General features: G+C 60.6%; 15 protein-coding genes. 9 read left to right on the top strand and 6 right to left on the bottom strand.

Going from position 1 to position 17,164, the window contains the following annotated elements; genetic code table 11:
- The first annotated feature begins 37 nt into the window (after positions 1–37).
- The 5 genes from ACTJKV_RS06950 to ACTJKV_RS06930 are packed head-to-tail and all read left to right on the top strand — an operon-like array spanning position 38 to position 7,327.
- Positions 38–1,048, top strand: a complete 1,011-nt coding sequence (locus ACTJKV_RS06950; RefSeq protein ID WP_296014523.1) for an AAA family ATPase — start codon at positions 38–40, stop codon at positions 1,046–1,048.
- Between the two features lie 45 nt (positions 1,049–1,093).
- Positions 1,094–2,014, top strand: a complete 921-nt coding sequence (locus ACTJKV_RS06945) for a DUF58 domain-containing protein (protein WP_062440233.1) — start codon at positions 1,094–1,096, stop codon at positions 2,012–2,014.
- Positions 2,011–4,818 carry a DUF4159 domain-containing protein gene (locus tag ACTJKV_RS06940; RefSeq protein ID WP_440598561.1) on the top strand — a complete coding sequence of 936 codons (2,808 nt, stop codon included), beginning with the start codon at positions 2,011–2,013 and terminating at the stop codon, positions 4,816–4,818. Before ACTJKV_RS06945 ends, ACTJKV_RS06940 begins: the two co-directional genes overlap by 4 nt.
- Before the next feature lie 3 nt (positions 4,819–4,821).
- Complete coding sequence (locus tag ACTJKV_RS06935) at positions 4,822–6,903, top strand: hypothetical protein (protein WP_062426363.1); 2,082 nt, start codon at positions 4,822–4,824, stop codon at positions 6,901–6,903.
- 1 nt (position 6,904) lies between these two features.
- A complete protein-coding gene (locus ACTJKV_RS06930) occupies positions 6,905–7,327 on the top strand; it encodes a GNAT family N-acetyltransferase (protein ID WP_274102013.1) in 423 nt (140 codons plus the stop codon).
- Positions 7,328–7,375: 48 nt separating this feature from the next.
- On the opposite strand, the gene ACTJKV_RS06925 is transcribed toward ACTJKV_RS06930, so the two are convergent.
- Entirely contained in the window at positions 7,376–8,689 is a 1,314-nt protein-coding gene (locus ACTJKV_RS06925) for an MFS transporter (protein WP_113178067.1), read from the bottom strand.
- Between the two features lie 91 nt (positions 8,690–8,780).
- Positions 8,781–9,347 (bottom strand): GNAT family N-acetyltransferase, encoded by a 567-nt coding sequence (locus ACTJKV_RS06920; protein ID WP_440598560.1) that lies wholly within the window; start codon positions 9,345–9,347, stop codon positions 8,781–8,783.
- Between the two features lie 289 nt (positions 9,348–9,636).
- On the opposite strand from ACTJKV_RS06920, the gene ACTJKV_RS06915 reads away from it, so the two are divergent.
- Positions 9,637–10,641, top strand: a complete 1,005-nt coding sequence (locus ACTJKV_RS06915) for a glutathione S-transferase family protein (RefSeq protein WP_440598559.1) — start codon at positions 9,637–9,639, stop codon at positions 10,639–10,641.
- Here ACTJKV_RS06915 and ACTJKV_RS06910 read toward each other — a convergent pair.
- Complete coding sequence (locus ACTJKV_RS06910; RefSeq protein WP_274102271.1) at positions 10,632–11,030, bottom strand: NUDIX domain-containing protein; 399 nt, start codon at positions 11,028–11,030, stop codon at positions 10,632–10,634. The genes ACTJKV_RS06915 and ACTJKV_RS06910 overlap by 10 nt on opposite strands.
- Here ACTJKV_RS06910 and ACTJKV_RS06905 point away from each other — a divergent pair.
- The 3 genes from ACTJKV_RS06905 (at position 10,986) to ACTJKV_RS06895 (ending at position 12,680) form a co-directional block, all read left to right on the top strand.
- A complete protein-coding gene (locus ACTJKV_RS06905) occupies positions 10,986–11,234 on the top strand; it encodes a hypothetical protein (RefSeq protein ID WP_440598606.1) in 249 nt (82 codons plus the stop codon). The two genes, ACTJKV_RS06910 and ACTJKV_RS06905, sit on opposite strands and share 45 nt — an antisense overlap.
- Before the next feature lie 4 nt (positions 11,235–11,238).
- Complete coding sequence (locus ACTJKV_RS06900) at positions 11,239–12,204, top strand: metallophosphoesterase family protein (RefSeq protein ID WP_274102270.1); 966 nt, start codon at positions 11,239–11,241, stop codon at positions 12,202–12,204.
- Between the two features lie 185 nt (positions 12,205–12,389).
- Positions 12,390–12,680, top strand: a complete 291-nt coding sequence (locus tag ACTJKV_RS06895) for a GIY-YIG nuclease family protein (protein WP_274102007.1) — start codon at positions 12,390–12,392, stop codon at positions 12,678–12,680.
- A 122-nt stretch (positions 12,681–12,802) separates the two neighbouring features.
- Here ACTJKV_RS06895 and leuA read toward each other — a convergent pair whose 3' ends face one another.
- The 3 genes from leuA to ACTJKV_RS06880 form a co-directional block, all read right to left on the bottom strand.
- Entirely contained in the window at positions 12,803–14,512 is a 1,710-nt protein-coding gene (leuA, locus tag ACTJKV_RS06890; RefSeq protein ID WP_274102006.1) for a 2-isopropylmalate synthase, read from the bottom strand.
- A 316-nt stretch (positions 14,513–14,828) separates the two neighbouring features.
- Entirely contained in the window at positions 14,829–16,025 is a 1,197-nt protein-coding gene (locus ACTJKV_RS06885; protein ID WP_440598558.1) for a benzoate/H(+) symporter BenE family transporter, read from the bottom strand.
- A 360-nt stretch (positions 16,026–16,385) separates the two neighbouring features.
- Positions 16,386–16,967 (bottom strand): ATP-dependent Clp protease proteolytic subunit, encoded by a 582-nt coding sequence (locus ACTJKV_RS06880; RefSeq protein WP_062426353.1) that lies wholly within the window; start codon positions 16,965–16,967, stop codon positions 16,386–16,388.
- Between the last annotated feature and the right edge of the window lie 197 nt (positions 16,968–17,164).

Genomic DNA, 17,164 nt, shown 5'->3' with positions numbered 1-17,164 from the left:
TTAAGAACCGCTGCGGCGGGGTTTTGAGGAGAGCCATATGGGCGTGATGAACACCACCGAAACCCTCGACGAGAAGACGATCGTCGCCGCTGCCGAAAAGGCATTGGCCGATATCGCTGCCATTCGCGGTGAAGTCTCCAAGGTCATCTTCGGTCAGGAGAAGGTGGTGCAGAACACGCTCCTTGCCATCCTGTCCGGCGGCCATGCGCTGCTTGTCGGCGTGCCGGGTCTGGCCAAAACCAAGCTCGTCACCACCCTCGGCACCGTCCTTGGGCTCGATGCCAACCGCATTCAGTTTACTCCGGATTTGATGCCGTCCGATATTCTCGGCTCCGAAGTCATGGATCAGGATGAGAGCGGTCGCCGCTCCTTCCGCTTCATCAAGGGTCCGATCTTCGGCCAGCTGCTGATGGCGGATGAAATCAACCGCGCAAGCCCCCGCACCCAATCGGCACTTCTGCAGTCCATGCAGGAATATCACATCACCGTGGCCGGCCAGCGTTATGATCTGCCCAAACCTTTCCATGTGCTCGCAACCCAGAACCCGCTGGAACAGGAAGGCACCTATCCCCTGCCCGAAGCGCAGCTCGACCGCTTCCTGCTGCAGGTGGATGTCGATTATCCGGAGCTTGCCGCCGAACGCCAGATCCTGCTTGACACCACCGGAACGGCATCTGCCGAAGCGCGCCGGATGATCGAGTCCGAGCGGCTGATCGAAATCCAGACGCTGATCCGTCAAATGCCGGTCAGCGACAAGGTGGTGGATGCGATCCTCAGCCTCGTCCGCTCCGCACGCCCCGGTCAGGGAAACAAGCTGACCGACAAGAATGTCGCATGGGGTCCAGGACCGCGTGCCGGTCAGTCGCTGATGCTGACGGCGCGTGCACGTGCGCTTTACGAAGGTCGTCTGGCGCCCTCGCTCGATGATATCTATGCGCTGGCAGAACCCGTGCTGGAACACCGCATGGCGCTGACCTTTGCAGCGCGTGCCGAAGGTATGTCGGTGCGGGACGTCATTGCGGGACTTGTCGAGCAGGCGAAGAACTAAACCGTCACCAAAGACGACGGTCTTTAGAAACAGACAGGAGCGCATGTGGCATCCATCGGCCAGATCGTAGAGCAGACATCGGGCAGCGACGTGCTGGCCCGCGCGCGCCAGCGCGCCGCTCTGGTGCCGGATTGCATGGTGGAAGCAAGGCGTATAGCTAACACCGTGACCGCCGGCTGGCACGGCCGCCGCAAGCGCGGCATCGGCGAGAACTTCTGGCAGTTCCGCCCCTATGCCGATGGCGAAAGCCTGTCGCGCATCGATTGGCGGCGCTCCGCCCGCGACGATCATACCTATGTGCGCGACCGCGAATGGGAAGCCGCTCACACGATCTGGCTCTGGGCGGATCTGTCACCCTCCATGATGTATAAATCGACGCTGGGAACGGTCTCCAAGGAGAGCCGCGCGCTTGTCCTGCTGCTGGCACTGGCGGAGATCCTCGCCCGTTCCGGTGAGCGCATCGGCTGCCCCGGCATCATGGAACCGGTCTCCGCCCGCAACGCCGCAGAACGGCTGGCCAATGCCATCATGCACGCTCCAGCCACCACTGGCTTGCCCGATACCAGCATGATCCGTGGCGCCAGTGACATCGTCCTGATCGGCGATTTTCTCGATGATGCGACCACGATCATGGAGCGGCTCTCGCCGCTGGCACGCCGTGGTCTTGGCGGTCACGTGGTGGAGATTGCCGATCCGGCGGAAGAGGTCTTCCCCTATAGTGGACGCACGGAATTTTCAGATCCCGAGACCGGCGAGAAGCTGACCTCGGGACGAGCCGAAACCATCCGCGAGGACTATACCCGCGCCTATTTCGCCCGTCGCGAGGCGCTCTCCTCGTCGCTGCGCCGGCTTGGCTGGAATTTCATCTTCCACCGCACCGACCATTTGGCATCCGAAGCGCTGGTCGCCATGCACATGTATCTCTCCGGCTCACCAGCTGGCGGGCGAAACGGAGACCGCCCATGAGCGCGCTCCCCTTCGTCTTCACCAGCCCCTATATTCTTTTCGGCCTGCTCGCTTTGCCCGCCATTTGGTGGTTGCTGCGTCTCACGCCACCGCGACCGAAGGCGGAAGTCTTTCCGCCGCTGCGCATTCTCGCAACGGTTCTGAAGCGAGAGGAAACGCCATCGAAAAGCCCCTGGTGGCTGACACTCTTGCGCATGCTGCTGGCCGCAGCCGTCATCTTTGCGCTTGCCGATCCGGTCATCAATCCGCGCAACAACACGCTGGCGGGAAGCGGCCCGCTGGTGCTGATCGTCGACAATAGCTGGGCTGCTGCCCCGGATTGGGAGCGGCGCGTCAGAACCGCAGAAGCCTTGATTGGCGATGCGGAGCGCGCCGAGCGCCCCGTGTCTATCACCTTCACCGCGGACCGCGAACATGATGCCGAGCCTGGCACGACGGCAGCCGCACTGGAAAAGCTCGCCGCCGCAAAGCCACAACCGCTGGTGCCGGACCGTGTTCGCGCTGCCGAGTCCGTCATCGAGGCGATGAACGGTACCGCGCCGGGTACGCTTGCCTATATCACCGATGGCGTCGCAACGCCGGAAGACCGCGCGGCGCTGAGCAGCCTTGCCAGCCTGCAGGCCTCCGAGTTCCGCGTGATCGAAGGCGATGGTCAGCAGGTTGCCGCGATTACCGGCGCGGAGAACGGCGCCGACACCATGACGGTGTCCCTCTCTCGCCTTAACACCAGTGGGGCGGCCAACTACACGATCAACGCGCAGGACTCCCAAGGGCGTATTCTCGCCAGCGACAGCGCGAGCTTTGCGCCCGGTGCCGCTGAAACCACCGCGAAGATCAATGCGCCATTCGAGCTGCGCAATGATTTCGCCCGTCTCTCCATCGACCGGCTGTCCACCGCTGGCGCAGTCCATCTTCTGGATGACGGTTTCCGCCGCCGTCGCGTGGCACTTCTTGCCGGTGAGACTGGCAATGATTTCCAGCCGCTGCTCCAGCCGCTGTACTACATCAGCCGCGCCCTCCAGCCCTATGTGGATCTGGTACCGCAGCAGCAGCCCGATCTGGCCGTCGCCATTCCAGAATTGCTGCAGACCAATCCCTCCGTCATCGTCATGGCCGATATCGGCCGCTTGCCGCAGGAAACCTATGCGCCGCTGGAACGCTGGCTCTCGCGCGGCGGCACGCTGATCCGCTTTGCCGGTCCACGCCTTGCCGCCGCACCGGCAGACGATCCGCTGGTGCCGGTGACCTTGCGCCAGGGCGAACGTGCGCTGGGTGGGGCCCTGTCCTGGGCCGAGCCACAGCCGCTGGCGGACTTCCCCAATTTTGGTCCCTTTGCCGGCATGCCACGCGCCGAAGGCGTTCACATCAAGCGCCAGGTTCTCGCCGAACCGACGCCCGATCTTGCGGAGCGCACCTGGGCAAGCCTTGCCGATGGCACGCCGCTGGTGACCACGCGCACGGTCGATGCCGGCCGCATCGTGCTCTTCCATGTCAGCGCCGAAGCAAGCTGGTCGGACCTGCCCATCTCCGGCCACTTCGTCGAGATGCTGCGCCGGATCGTTCAGCAGTCGCAGGTCGGCGGCTCTTCGGCGTCTGCGAATGCGCCGGCCGCAGCCTTGCCGCCTTATCGCGTGTTGACCGCGACAGGCTCGCTCTCGCCCGACATTGGTGCCGCCCGCCCGCTGGAAGCGCGCCCCGGTCAAGCGCCGCGCGCAAGTTTCGACAATCCGCCCGGCCTCTACGGCACGGAAACCGGCTTCGTTGCATTGAACCTGCTGCCACCTGGAGCGACGCTTCGCCCGATCGACACGTCACTTGCCGGCACGCCCGTCGCCACCGAAGGTCTTGTCGGCGAAGCGGCAACGTCGCTGCGCCCTGCTCTCTTCATCGCCGCTCTTCTCATGCTCTTTGCCGATAGCCTGATCATCCTTTTCATGAATGGCGCATTTTCCAAGATGCCGCGCGCACGCTCATCTGCAGCCGCGATCCTCATTGCAGCATTCTCCGCCTTCGCCCTGCTGACGCCAAACCCGGTCCATGCCAATGACGCCAAGCCGGGTGACGAGGAAATCCTCAACCGTCTCGACACCACCCATCTTGCCTATGTGAAGACGGGGGAGGATGATGTCGATCGGGTTTCCCAACAGGGATTGCAGGGGCTGACCGAGTTCATGACCTGGCGCACGACGCTTGAACCTGGTGCGCCGGTCGGGCTCGATATCGCCAAGGACGAGCTCTCCTTTTATCCGATCATCTATTGGCCGATTTCCGCCACAGCACCCATGCCATCAACGGCGGCCATTTCCCGCATCGATGCCTATATGCGCGCCGGTGGCACCGTGCTCTTCGATACGCGCGACCAGTTTTCGTCTTTGAACAGCGGCACCAGCGCCAACGGCCAGCGGCTTCAGGAAATCCTCGCCAATGTCGATATTCCGCCGCTGGAACCCGTGCCGCAGGACCATGTCGTTACACGCTCCTTCTATCTGCTGAAGAATTTCCCAGGCCGCTACACCGGCAGCCCGCTTTGGGTCGAGTCGCGCCAGGATGCGGCCAAAACCACCTCCGGCATTTCGTCTTCGGGCGATGGCGTTTCGCCGATCATCATCACCGGCAACGACTTTGCCGGTGCCTGGGCGGTGGATGACAATGGCGCGCCGGTTCTGCCAACCGTGCCGCCAGACGAGATACAGCGCGAATATGCCTACCGCGCCGGCGTCAACATCATGATGTATATGCTGACCGGAAACTATAAAGCCGATCAGGTGCATGTGCCCGATATTCTTCAGAGATTGGGGCAGTAACGCATGACGCTCTCATTCGCCCCCTTCCTTCCCTGGACCGTCATCGCCATTCTGGCCGCAGCCGCGCTCGTTCTGGCTGTCGCCGGTCTGCTGCGTGGCGTGCGCGGCGCATGGCTGCGCGGACTTGCGCTTGCAGCCCTTCTGCTCGCCATCGCCAATCCGCTGCTGACCAATGAGGAGCGTGAGCCGCTCTCCACCATCGTGCCGGTGATCGTCGACCGGTCGCAGAGCCAGGACGTGCAGCAGCGCACCGCGCAGACCGATCAGGCGCTGGCAAACCTTCGGGAGCGTCTTGCCCGCTTCCCCCGCATCGAGCCCCGCATCGTCGAGGTTCGCAACGATGAGAACAGCGATTCGCCCGCGACGAACCTCTTCTCGGCACTCTCGGCCTCCGTCTCGGATGTCTCGCCCTCCCGCGTCGGTGGCGCGATCTTCCTGAGCGACGGTCAGATCCACGACATCCCCAACGCTACGCCGGATGTGGAACAGACGCTTGGCTTCAAGGCGCCGATCCATGGCCTGATCACTGGCCGCGCCGACGAATTCGATCGCCGCATCGAGGTCGTTCGCGCTCCCCGCTTCGGCATCGTCAATGAAGAGCAGCAACTCACATTGCGCGTCTTCGACGAGGGTCGCACGCAAAGCGGCACGGCGAATGTCACCATCAAGATGAACGGCCAGGAAATCGGCAATCTGCAAGCCGTGCCGGGACGCCCCATTCCCTTCACCTTCAAGGTTCCGCGTGGCGGCAACAATGTGATGGAATTCTCCGTCGCCGAGCTTCCGGGCGAAGTCACCACCGCCAACAACCGCGCCGTCCATGTTATCGAGGGCATTCGCCAGAACCTGCGGGTGCTGCTCGTCTCCGGCGAGCCGCATGCCGGTGAGCGTGCCTGGCGCAACCTGTTGAAGTCGGACACCTCCGTAGACCTCGTTCACTTCACCATTCTGCGTCCGCCGGAAAAGCAGGACGGAACGCCGATCAACGAACTGTCGCTGATCGCTTTCCCGACGCGTGAACTCTTCGTCGAAAAGATCAACGATTTCGATCTGATCATCTTCGACCGCTACCAGCATCGCGGCGTACTGCCGATCCTCTATTATGATTACATCGCCCAATATGTGGAAAAGGGCGGCGCGCTCCTGATTGCCGCAGGCCCCGAACATGCGGGCCAGGATTCGATTGCGATGACGCCGCTTGAATCGGTGCTGCCCGCCCAGCCGACCGGCCAGGTCAATCAAGGCGCCTTCTTCCCCCGCCTTTCCGAGGCCGGAAAGAAGCACCCGGTCACACGCGGCTTGGAAGGCTCTGGCGACGAGCCACCCCATTGGGGTCGCTGGTTCCGCACGGTCGGGGTGGAACAACCCCAGGGCCAGACAGTCATGCTCGGTGCTGGCCAGGACCCATTGCTGGTGCTGAACCGCCAGGGCGAAGGCCGCGTTGCCATGCTGCTGTCCGACCAGGGCTGGCTCTGGGCGCGCGGCTTTGAAGGCGGTGGTCCGCATGTGGCGCTTTATCGCCGCATCGCCCACTGGCTGATGAAGGAGCCGGAGCTTGAGGAAGAGGCCCTGACGGCGCGGGCCAATGGCCGCATGCTCGAGATCACCCGCCAGACCATCGGCGACAATCCGGGCGACGCCACGGTCAAATTCCCATCCGGCAAGACCGAAACCATGAACTTCACCCAAACGGACCCCGGTCTCTACAAGATCGAGCGCCGCATGAACGAGACGGGTCTCTACGAGGTCTCCAATGGTGACTTCACCACGCTGGTTCATGTCGGCGCAGTCGATGCGCCGGAATTCAAGGCGATGATCTCCACCACGGATACGCTGAAGCCTCTGGCGGATGCGACAAGAGGCAGCGTCCATCGCGTGGTAGACGATGCCAATCGTGTGGTCCTGCCGGATATTCTCCCCGTGCGCGGCGAGGTCCGCGTTGCAGACAATGACCGCATGCTGATCCGGATGACGGATGAGACCGTGCTGAAGGGCGTCAACACCCTGCCACTCTTTGCAGGCTTCGCCGGCCTCGCCGCCCTGCTGCTGGCCTTCTCTGCTCTGTGGTGGCGCGAAGGCAGATAAGATGCACGACAAGATCGAACTCAGCGATGGCGCGGATGAGAGCGCCACGGCCGCCATTCTCGCCGGCCTGAAAGACTACAATCTCCATCGCTTCGGCCCTGCCGATTGGAAAGAGTTGGTCATCGCGCTGAAAAACGACGACGGCAAAGTCATCGGCGGCCTCTCCGGCCACACCGCCCGCGGCTGGCTTTACATCGCCCTTCTCTTCATTCCCGAAGACCTGCGCGGACAAGGTCTTGGCCCCAAACTTCTTCAAATGGCGGAAGATGAAGCCCGCAAACGCGGCTGCACCGGCGCCTATATTGACACGATGAGTGCTGACGCGCTGACGCTCTACCAAAAATGCGGCTACGAAATCTTCGGCCAGATCGCAGAGTTCGGCCCGGATTACGCCATGACCTATTTGAAGAAGTCGCTGGTCTGACGCCTGAGCAGGCATACCCACTCAGGCTGGATGATAGGCTCGCGAGTTTTAAGACAGGCTGACCTGCCGCGTCTCGGCATTGATCATCGTTGCAGCGATTGCCGCCAGCACCAGGAGACCTGCGAATATGCCAACTGCAAACCCAAACCCTTGAGCGACGGCGTAGCCAAGCACCGAGGGTGCCAGCAACCCGCCGAGGCGGGCCATGGCGCCGGCTGCCCCCATGCCCGTGGCGCGTGATTCGGTCGGGTAGAGCTCCGGCGTATAGGCATAGAGCGCACCCCATGTGCCGAGCAGCGCAAAGCTCATCAGGAGCAGAGATGCGGCGATGATCGTACCGGTCGTCGCGAGTGTGAAGAGCAGGCAGCCGAGCGCGGAAAGCAGGCAGAAGCCGATCAGCGTTGGCTTGCGGCCCCATTTTTCCACGCCGTAGGCAGCAAGCGCATAGCCGGGGATCTGGGCGAGTGCGACGAGGACCAGGAAGCCGTAACCGCGGACGAAGCCGAAGCCTTCACCCGCAAGTCGAGCTGGCATCCAGGTGAAAACGCCATAATAAGAGACCGAGACCAGGAACCAGATGGCAAGGATCATGATGCTGCGCTGACGAAGAGCCGGCGAAAACAGGCCCTGCCCCTTCACAGCCTTGGACTGGGCGATGCCGGTGCCTGCATCCAGTTGCGCGCGACCATTGGTCTTCAGCATGGCATTGACCACGACTTTCGCTTCTTCCGAACGACCGCTCTTCAACAGATAAAGCGGCGATTCCGGCACGAGGAAACGCAGGCCGATGCCGATCAGCGCAGGGAACGCGGTGACGGCAAAGATGTAGCGCCACGCATCCTGGAGTTGGTAAAGGCTCGCAATCCATGCGGCGATTGCCACCACGAGCGTTCCGACGGCCCAGAAGCCTTCCAGCAGAACAAGCCAGCGGCCGCGGTTTTTTGCCGGCAGAAATTCCGCCATCATCGCATAATCCACCGGCAGCGTACCGCCGACAGCTGCACCCGTGAGGAAGCGCAGAACCAGAAGAATGGTGAAATCCGGTGCAAATATAGAGAGAATGCCGAAGACGGCATCGCAGGCTACGGTAACGATCAAGACCCGACGGCGACCATAACGATCCGCCATCCGACCAAAGCCGATGGCGCCAAGCAGCATGCCGAGGAAGAATGCGGTCCCCGTCTGCAGTGCCTGCGGGACGGTAAGCCCGAATGTCGCGGCAATCGAGGCGGCGGTGAAGCCCACCGCCAGAACCTGCATGGCATCCGCGGCCCATACCAGTCCGAAGATACCCATTAACCGGCGCTGATAGGCACCGGCTCCTGCGCGATCCAGCGCATCGTTCATCGTAATTGACGTCATCATCGCCCCCTTGCGACCAGAGTCGTTACCTTGGGGCAAAGTGCTACGGTCCGCTGGTAGAGACTGTCAAGGCGTTATAGCTGCGGTTGCGTCACCCCATGGCACGAAGAGGCAGATTAAACACAACCTCGTCCTGCGCATCCACCGCTTTGGCTTCGTCATTCCGCCAGCCAATCGTGCCTTTCAGTCGAGCATGAACATCATCCGCCAAGGGCACGACGAGCACCCGGTTCATGTCGACAGGTCCTGGAAAATCGAGCGCGCCATAGGCGACCTTCTCGAAGCCGAGCGGCATGTAATAGGGTGGATCGCCAATCAGGATTACCGCGTCGGAGCCCTTGCGCTTGGCAGCTGCAATCGCAATGCGTACAAGTTCACGCCCGATGCCCCTGTTCTTGTGCGAGGGCCGAACCGCCAGGGGCCCAAGCATATGGCCATTCACCTCACCTGCGCGAACCGGCGTCATCCGCACCGACGCGATGGTCTCGCCATCATCGGCGCAGATAAAGGAGAGCGAGCGGTCATGAGGCCCCTGCTCGCGGATCCGCGCGGCAGCGCGTGTGTGCCGGCCTGGGCCGAAAGCTTCTGCATTGATGAGTTCGATAACGGCGTCGTGAGACGCGTCCTCGGTAAGATAGACCAGTTCGTGCTTGGACATGGAAAGACCGGAACGTTGAATACGGACATGACGATATGTGACGGTGCACCTGACATTGCCTGACAGGGCAAGAAGAGCGTCAGCGTCGTCGGAGCGTCCGTGGTTCGGTCATAGGGGAGAATTTCCTCAAGATTATGAAAATCGCAGATATCAGGAAATTATCAGACGGTCCAGAACAAATGGCCCTTCGGTTGCATTCACGAAGGAAGAACGCATTGTTCATCGATGCGAGGGTTCGCTTTGCCCGCTGCGCGACTTAGGGTGAGAGAAGAAACAAGGGAGAATGCAGATGGGCAGGCTGGTTGAAGGCGTTTGGCAGGATGTGTGGTACGACACCAAGGAAACCAAGGGCCATTTTAAGCGCAGCGCTTCGCAGTTCCGCAACTGGATCACCGCCGATGGCGAGCCCGGCCCCCCCGGCAAGGTCGGCTTCAAGGCGGAAAAGGATCGCTATCACCTCTACGTCTCGCTCGCTTGCCCCTGGGCGCACCGCACCCTCATCTTCCGCAAGCTGAAGAAGCTCGACGACTATATTCCGGTCTCCGTCGTCGATCCGCTGATGCTGGAAAACGGCTGGGAGTTCAAGCCTGAGGGGGAGCGCACGCCGGGCGCGACGGAGGATCATCTCTTCGGTTCGTCGTTTCTCTGGCAGGTCTACACCAAGGCCGATCCACACTATTCCGGCCGCGTCACCGTGCCCGTTCTTTGGGACAAGCAGCAGAACACCATCGTTTCCAATGAGTCGGCGGAGATCATCCGCATGTTCAACAGCGCCTTCGATGCGTTGACCGGATCTGAACTCGACTTCTATCCGGAACAGCGGCGCAGTGAAATCGACCAGCTCAACGACCTGATTTACGACACCGTCAACAACGGCGTCTACAAGGCGGGCTTTGCCACCACGCAGGACGCCTATCGGGAAAGTGCCATCAAGGTGTTCGAAACACTCAACATCCTCGAAGAACGCCTCGCAAACCAGCGCTTTCTTCTAGGGGCTGAGCAGACGGAGGCCGACTGGCGGCTGTTCACCACGCTGGTCCGTTTCGATCCGGTCTATGTCGGCCACTTCAAATGCAACATCCGCCGCATTCACGACTACCAGAATCTCACCGGCTATCTGCGCGATCTCTACCAGACGCCCGGCGTGCCGGCGACGGTCGATATGCGCCACATCAAGGAGCATTATTACCTCAGCCACAAGACGATCAACCCGACGGGCATCGTCCCGGTCGGACCGGAATTGGAACTCGAAAAGGCCCATGATCGCGCAAGGTTGGCGGGAGGCTACCAGTAATCGTCCGGCAAAGCGTCACCCGTGAGGTCCGCGAGACGACGCCGCGTCGCAGGTGTCGTCCCGTCGGGCAGAGCATCGAGCGGGAAAAACCCGCTCTCGGCAATCTCGCGATCCGGCACTTTCACCGCGGTCTGTCTAACGCTAAGGCGATAGAACAGCACATGGTCGCGATCGCTCGTGCGGTTGTTGAAATAGACGTGGACGAGTTGGGGCACAGACGTCGCAACGAGATTGCCCTCTTCGCGGATTTCCTTGTGCAGCGCCTGCAATCCGGTTTCCTGTCGCTCAACGCCGCCACCCGGCATATGCCAGCCAGAGACATAGGTGTGGCGCACGAGAAAGAGGTGGCCCTCATCATCGAAACACGCCGCCCGCACCCCAAGCGTCATGCCGCGCCGCAGGAAAAAGAACCGGTGAACAATCCTTTTGGCAATATTCCGAAAGAGTTGCCGGAACCCTTCACCGAGCTTGCGGTTCTCAACCAACGTTCAACTCTCCGTCACCTGATGGGTTTCTGCCCGATTGAAGCACTTATCCCCTTGAAATGCCGAGGCTTCGCATTGGACGCCTCAACACGGATACGATATGTCTGACCCCATGTTCAAGCTCGCCCATATTTCCGACGTTCACCTCGGCCCATTGCCCAAGCTCACCTTTCGCGAATTGGCGTCCAAGCGCATCACCGGCTTTGTGAACTGGCGGCTCAACCGCCGCAAGCATCTTTTCACCGACACGCTGGAACGCTTGGTGGACGATATGGAAACCAAGGCGCCGGATCACATTGCGATCACCGGCGACCTCGTCAATCTGGCAACCGGCATCGAAATCCGTGCCGCCGCCGACTGGCTGGAGGAAGTTGGCGACCCGCTGAAGGTGTCCGTCGTGCCCGGCAACCACGACGCCTATGTGCCGGGCGCACACGACAAGGCGATGGCGGCATGGTATCCCTACGTTCGAGGCGATGGCGATGCGCAAGACTGGAACGAAGACCGCAAGATATTCCCCTATATGCGTGTGCGCGGCCCGGTCGCACTGATCGGCTGCTCCACCTCGATCGCCACCCCGCCCTTCTCCGCTACAGGATATTTCGGCCGCCGCCAGGCGCGTGCGACCGCGGATCTGCTGAAAAAGGCCGGTGAACAAGGCCTGTTCCGCGTGGTGATGATCCACCACCCACCCGTGCGCGGCGCTGCCGCCACCCACAAACGCATGATCGGCATTCGCCGATTTGCCGCAGCACTCGGCACCGGCGGCGCCGAACTCGTGCTTCACGGCCACACCCACCTCAACACCGTCTACTGGCTGAACACCCATCGCGGCCAGGACCACATCCCTGTCGTCGGCATCGCCTCGGCAAGCCAGGGACCGGGCGGTGAAAAACCCCGCGCCGGCTACAATCTCTTCAACATTTCCGGCGGCCCGGGAACATGGGAAGTAACCTGTGAACGCTTCAGCCTCAACGAGAAAGTAACCGGGATAGAGCTCGAAGACATCCGAGTCTTCTACCACAACGGCCGCCCGCTTGGCTTCAGCAACCCGGTGGAACAGGCGCCGGAGGAGTAACCGCTGTTTTAGAGAAGAGTCTTATTGTGATCAAAGACTTGATCACGCTGGATCCCTGTGACGAGCACAGGGATGAGGGAGGGTATGTAATCCGTCCTGCCACTCAAATACCTTCTGGCCTCGGTTAAACTGCCTCCGGACGCAAGCATCTTGCATCGTCATCTCTCTCTAGGCACGATGAGACCATGAAGGGTTATGTCTACATCCTTGCCTCTAAGCGGAACGGTACACTTTACACCGGTGTGACGAAGGACTTGCCCAACAGGCTTTTTGAACATCAAAACGAGCTAACGCAGGGTTTCACATCCAGGTACAACGTCAAAACCCTGGTCTGGTTTGAAGAGTACGATCTGCTGACGACGGCAATTACGCGTGAAAAAACGATCAAGAAATGGCCGCGTCAATGGAAGCTGAACCTCATAGAGGCGGAGAATCCTGATTGGCAGGACATCTCCCACTACCTGCACGGTTTATGATCTCTCTGAGCGCTCCCAATTCTCCCCTCATCCCTGTGCTTGTCACAGGGATCCCGCCGTTGCGCGTCTGCGCAACGAAGAGGACGTCAGCCCGAAACTCGGGCTGACCAGATACTCTCCGCTTACTTCGCCCGCTCTTCCAGCACGCGGTTGGCCGCAGACACGATCGCTTCCAGCGAAGCCGCAACGATGTTGGTGTTGATACCCGCACCGAAGAGCTTGCCGCCCGGATGCTCCATCTCGACATAGGCGATGGCCGATGCGTTGGAGCCGTGCTGCAGCGAGTGTTCGGAATAGTCATTCACCGACAGATCGATGCCGAGATAGGTCGACAGCGCATTGATGAAGCCGTCGATCGGACCGGTACCCTTGCCTTCGATCCGCTTCACTTCGCCCTTGTCCATGATCTCGGCAGCAACGACGCGCACGCCCTTGAAGTCGCCGGCCGGATAGGTGTGGTGATCAACGAATTTCAGACGCGCATTGGACTGCGTCACGTAGCGCTCCATGAAGCGCTCATAGATCCGCTTGGCGGGCAGTTCCACGCCTTCCTCGTCGGTGATGCGCTGAATGTCCTCGCGAAACTCCACCTGCAGATTGCGTGGCAGGTTCAGGCCGTAATCTTCTTGCAGGATATAGGCGATGCCACCCTTGCCGGACTGCGAGTTGATGCGGATGATCGCCTCGTAGGATCGGCCGACATCCTTAGGATCGATCGGCAGATAGGGCACTTCCCAGACCGGGTGGTTGGCGACCTTGATCGCCTTCAAGCCCTTGTTGATCGCATCCTGATGCGAGCCGGAAAAGGCGGTATAGACCAGTTCGCCGACATAGGGGTGACGCTCGGGGATCGTCATTTCGTTGGAATATTCGTAGACGGCCTTGATGCGCTCGATATCGGTGCAATCCAGTTCCGGGTCCACGCCCTGTGTGTACATGTTCAGTGCCAGCGTCACCACATCCACATTGCCGGTACGCTCGCCATTGCCAAACAGCGTGCCTTCGACGCGGTCGGCACCGGCCATCAGGCCGAGTTCGGTGGCGGCAATGCCCGTGCCGCGGTCATTATGCGGGTGCAGCGAGATGATGACGTTTTCGCGGTTGTCGATATTGCGGCACATCCATTCGATCTGGTCGGCATAGATGTTGGGCGTCGCCATTTCCACGGTGGAGGGCAGATTGAGGATCAGCTTGTTGTCGGCGGTCGGCTTCACCACGTCGATGACGGCGTTGCAGATGTCCAGCGCCACTTCCAGCTCCGTGCCGGTAAAGCTTTCCGGCGAATATTCGAAGCGATAACCGCCGCCAGCCTTTGCCGCCATGTCGGTGATCATCTTCGCCGCGTCGACGGCAATCTGCTTGATGCCGTGGACGTCCTTGCCGAAGACCACGCGGCGCTGCAATTCGCTGGTGGAGTTGTAGAAATGGATGATGGGGTTCTTGGCACCTTCCAGCGCCTCGAAGGTGCGGGTGATCAGTTCCGGGCGGCACTGCACCAGCACCTGCAGCGATACGTCATCCGGCACATTCCCTTCTTCCACGCACCAGCGGGCAAAGTCGAAATCCGTCTGCGAGGCGGATGGAAAACCGATTTCGATTTCCTTGAAACCCATGTCCAACAGCAGCTTGAACATGCGGGCCTTGCGATCATGACCCATCGGATTGACCAGCGACTGGTTGCCGTCACGCAAGTCCACCGAACACCAGATCGGGGCCTTGTCGATGGTCTTGCCGGGCCATGTGCGGTCGGGAATGTTGATGGCGGGATAGGGGCGATATTTTACGCCTGCTTCCGGCATACCCTTGGAAATGCTGTTTGTCTTCGCGTCCATTGTCTTGCTCCTTGAGCATCCAGGCGCTTGAAAAGCCGCTGGCGGATGCTTCACCCGTTGTCGGGCCTAAATCCAGAATGAAATGAGATTTCGAGATGAGGAGCATTGGCACCAGCGGGCTTTCGGCCGCCGGGCGCTCCTCACTGGACCCGGCAACCGCGTGTAAGGTCGAGGCTAAGAAGCGAGAGTGCACCACACGGCGAAGCCTTCGCAGAAATCTGCGCGCTCATGCCGGAAAAGGTCCTGATGCAACTGGTCATGGTTTTTCTATAAACAGCGGTTTTTGATCTGACAAGTAATCTTCTGCCGTGACTTGTCATTTTAGCGAGCGTGCTCGCACGGCGATGACCGCTCGCTGCAGCGCTAGCATCAGCCCTCCCCCGAGCAAACCCCAGAATGCGCCGGAAATTCCACCGAAGGAAAGCCCGGATGCCGTGACGAGAAACGTGATCGCCGCAGCTTCCCGTGTCTCCGGCTCCTTGAAGGCCGCAACCGCCGAACCTGAAAAGGCGCCGACCAGCGCCAGACCCGCCACCGCTTGAATGAGAATGGGCGGTGCCAGCGCAACGAAGGCGGTCACGACACCGGCCAGCAGGCCGAAGATGATATAGCCGACGCCGCCAATGATCGCGGCCCAGTAGCGGCGCTTAGGATCGGGATGGGCGTCCTCGCCAGCGCACATGGCAGCGGTGATGGCGGCGAGGTTGACCGCATGGCCGCCGAAGGGTGCGGAAAGAAGCGAAAAGAAGCCGGTCGTTGCAAAGAGTGGCCCGGGCTGCGGATCGTAATGATTGACCTTCAGCACCGCGATGCCGGGAATATTCTGCGATGCCATGGTGACGATGAAGAGCGGCAATGCGATGGAAACCACCGCATGCAGGCTGAAACTCGGTGTCACCCATTCCATTGGCGGCGTCAAAGATTGCGCCAGCGCATCGAAGGCGCCGGCAGGGATGTCCACGCCGAAGATCATCACCAGCACGAAAGCTGCGAGTGCTGCGGGCACGGCAAACAGCCGCTTGAAGGCCCCAACGACGATCCAGGCCAGAATGATCGGCAGGCCGAGTGCCGGATTGAAACCGATGGCCTTGATCGGCGCAAAGCAGAGCCCGATGATGACGCCCGAAAGCATGGCATTGGCAAGCGGCGCCGGAATGGAGGCCACCGCGCGCCCAAGCGGGCGGAACAGCCCGGCAATGATGATGAAGGCGGCGCAGATGATGAAGGCGCCCACAGCGGCCGGAAACCCGCCCTCGATCTCACCCGTCGTCGCCAGCAGTGCCGCTCCGGGCGTGGACCACGCGATGCTGACCGGCAGTCTGGTTGTCACCGACAGCACGATGGCGCAAAGCCCCATGGAAACCGACAGCGCCATCAAGCCGGACGCCGCCTCGAAATCCGTTGCGCCAACCGCCTTCAACCCTTGCAGCACCACGGCAAAGGAACTGGCAAAGCCGACGAAAGCCGTGAGGCAGCCCATGAACAGGGCTTGAAGGGAGAAATCTTTGAACATGGTCTACTCTGATAATGGATCGAGTAGAGGCTGACCAAAAAACACAGAGTCGTGCAAGGCCATTACAGCCATTCCGGGTGCCGACCCGCTCTTTCGCTTGCCTTGCAAGCCTCGCATCGCGTGAGGTTGCGGTGGGAGAGTGCCAAGGTTCAGACCCAAAGCAAAAAGCCCGCACTGGCTTTCACCGGCACGGGCTTTGAATTTAGATCGAAACGTCTCACAGTCTGTTCAAGAATTGTCGATGGTGAGACGAAAATGGTGATTTCGAGAACTGGAGCGCAGCGTACTTAAGGTACGTGAGCACCGGAAGCGCAGAAATTGCCATTTGCAGTCCACCAACGGCGATTATCGGACAGACTGTCAGACTTCCGACTGGTGCTCGACGATCTTGCCGACCAGACCATAGGAAACGGCATCGTCTGCGCCGAGCCAGTAATCGCGGTCGATGTCCTTGGCGATCTTTTCTTCCGTCTGGCCAGTGGCCTTAGAGAAGATCCTGATCAGGCGCTGGTTCATCTTGATGATTTCACGCGCCTGGATTTCGATGTCGGACGCCATGCCGCGCGTGCCACCGGAGGGTTGGTGCAGCAGGAAGCGCGTGTTGGGCAGGCAAAGACGACGCTCCTTCGGCACCGATACGTAGATCAGCGCGCCGGCAGATGCGACCCAGCCCGTGCCGATGATGTACACCTTCGGCTTGATGAACTTGATCATGTCGTGGATGCTGTCGCCGGACTCGACGTGGCCGCCTGGCGAATTGACATAGACGCGGATGTCGTCGTCGCTCGCAGCAGCGAGTGCGACAAGCTGCGTGCAGACCTTCTGCGCCAGTTCCTGGGTAATACCGCCATAAATGAAGATCGAACGCGACTTGAAAAGATTCGCTTCCGTTTCTTTACCGATCGGCAGTTCCTTGCTCTTGTCGTCTTCTTCTTCGTTCATACGGACGGTCTCCAACATAATTCAGTGCCTATCGGACATAGTGTGATTTGTGTCGTAAAACAATGAGCGAAAAAGACAAGGCGCGGAACTGCTTAATAAAAGCGCTCAATCCATGGACCACCGGCAAATGCCGCATGGACAGGCTCTTCTGAATCGACATATCGTTGGCTGCGATAAGGTGTGGCCGTTATCCCAAG

Origin of the sequence: Agrobacterium sp. 22117 (assembly GCF_052045735.1) — a bacterium.
Classification (GTDB): domain Bacteria; phylum Pseudomonadota; class Alphaproteobacteria; order Rhizobiales; family Rhizobiaceae; genus Agrobacterium; species Agrobacterium cavarae.
The sequence above is the reverse complement of the archived record's forward strand: the minus strand, read 5'-3'. Positions and strand labels throughout refer to the sequence as shown.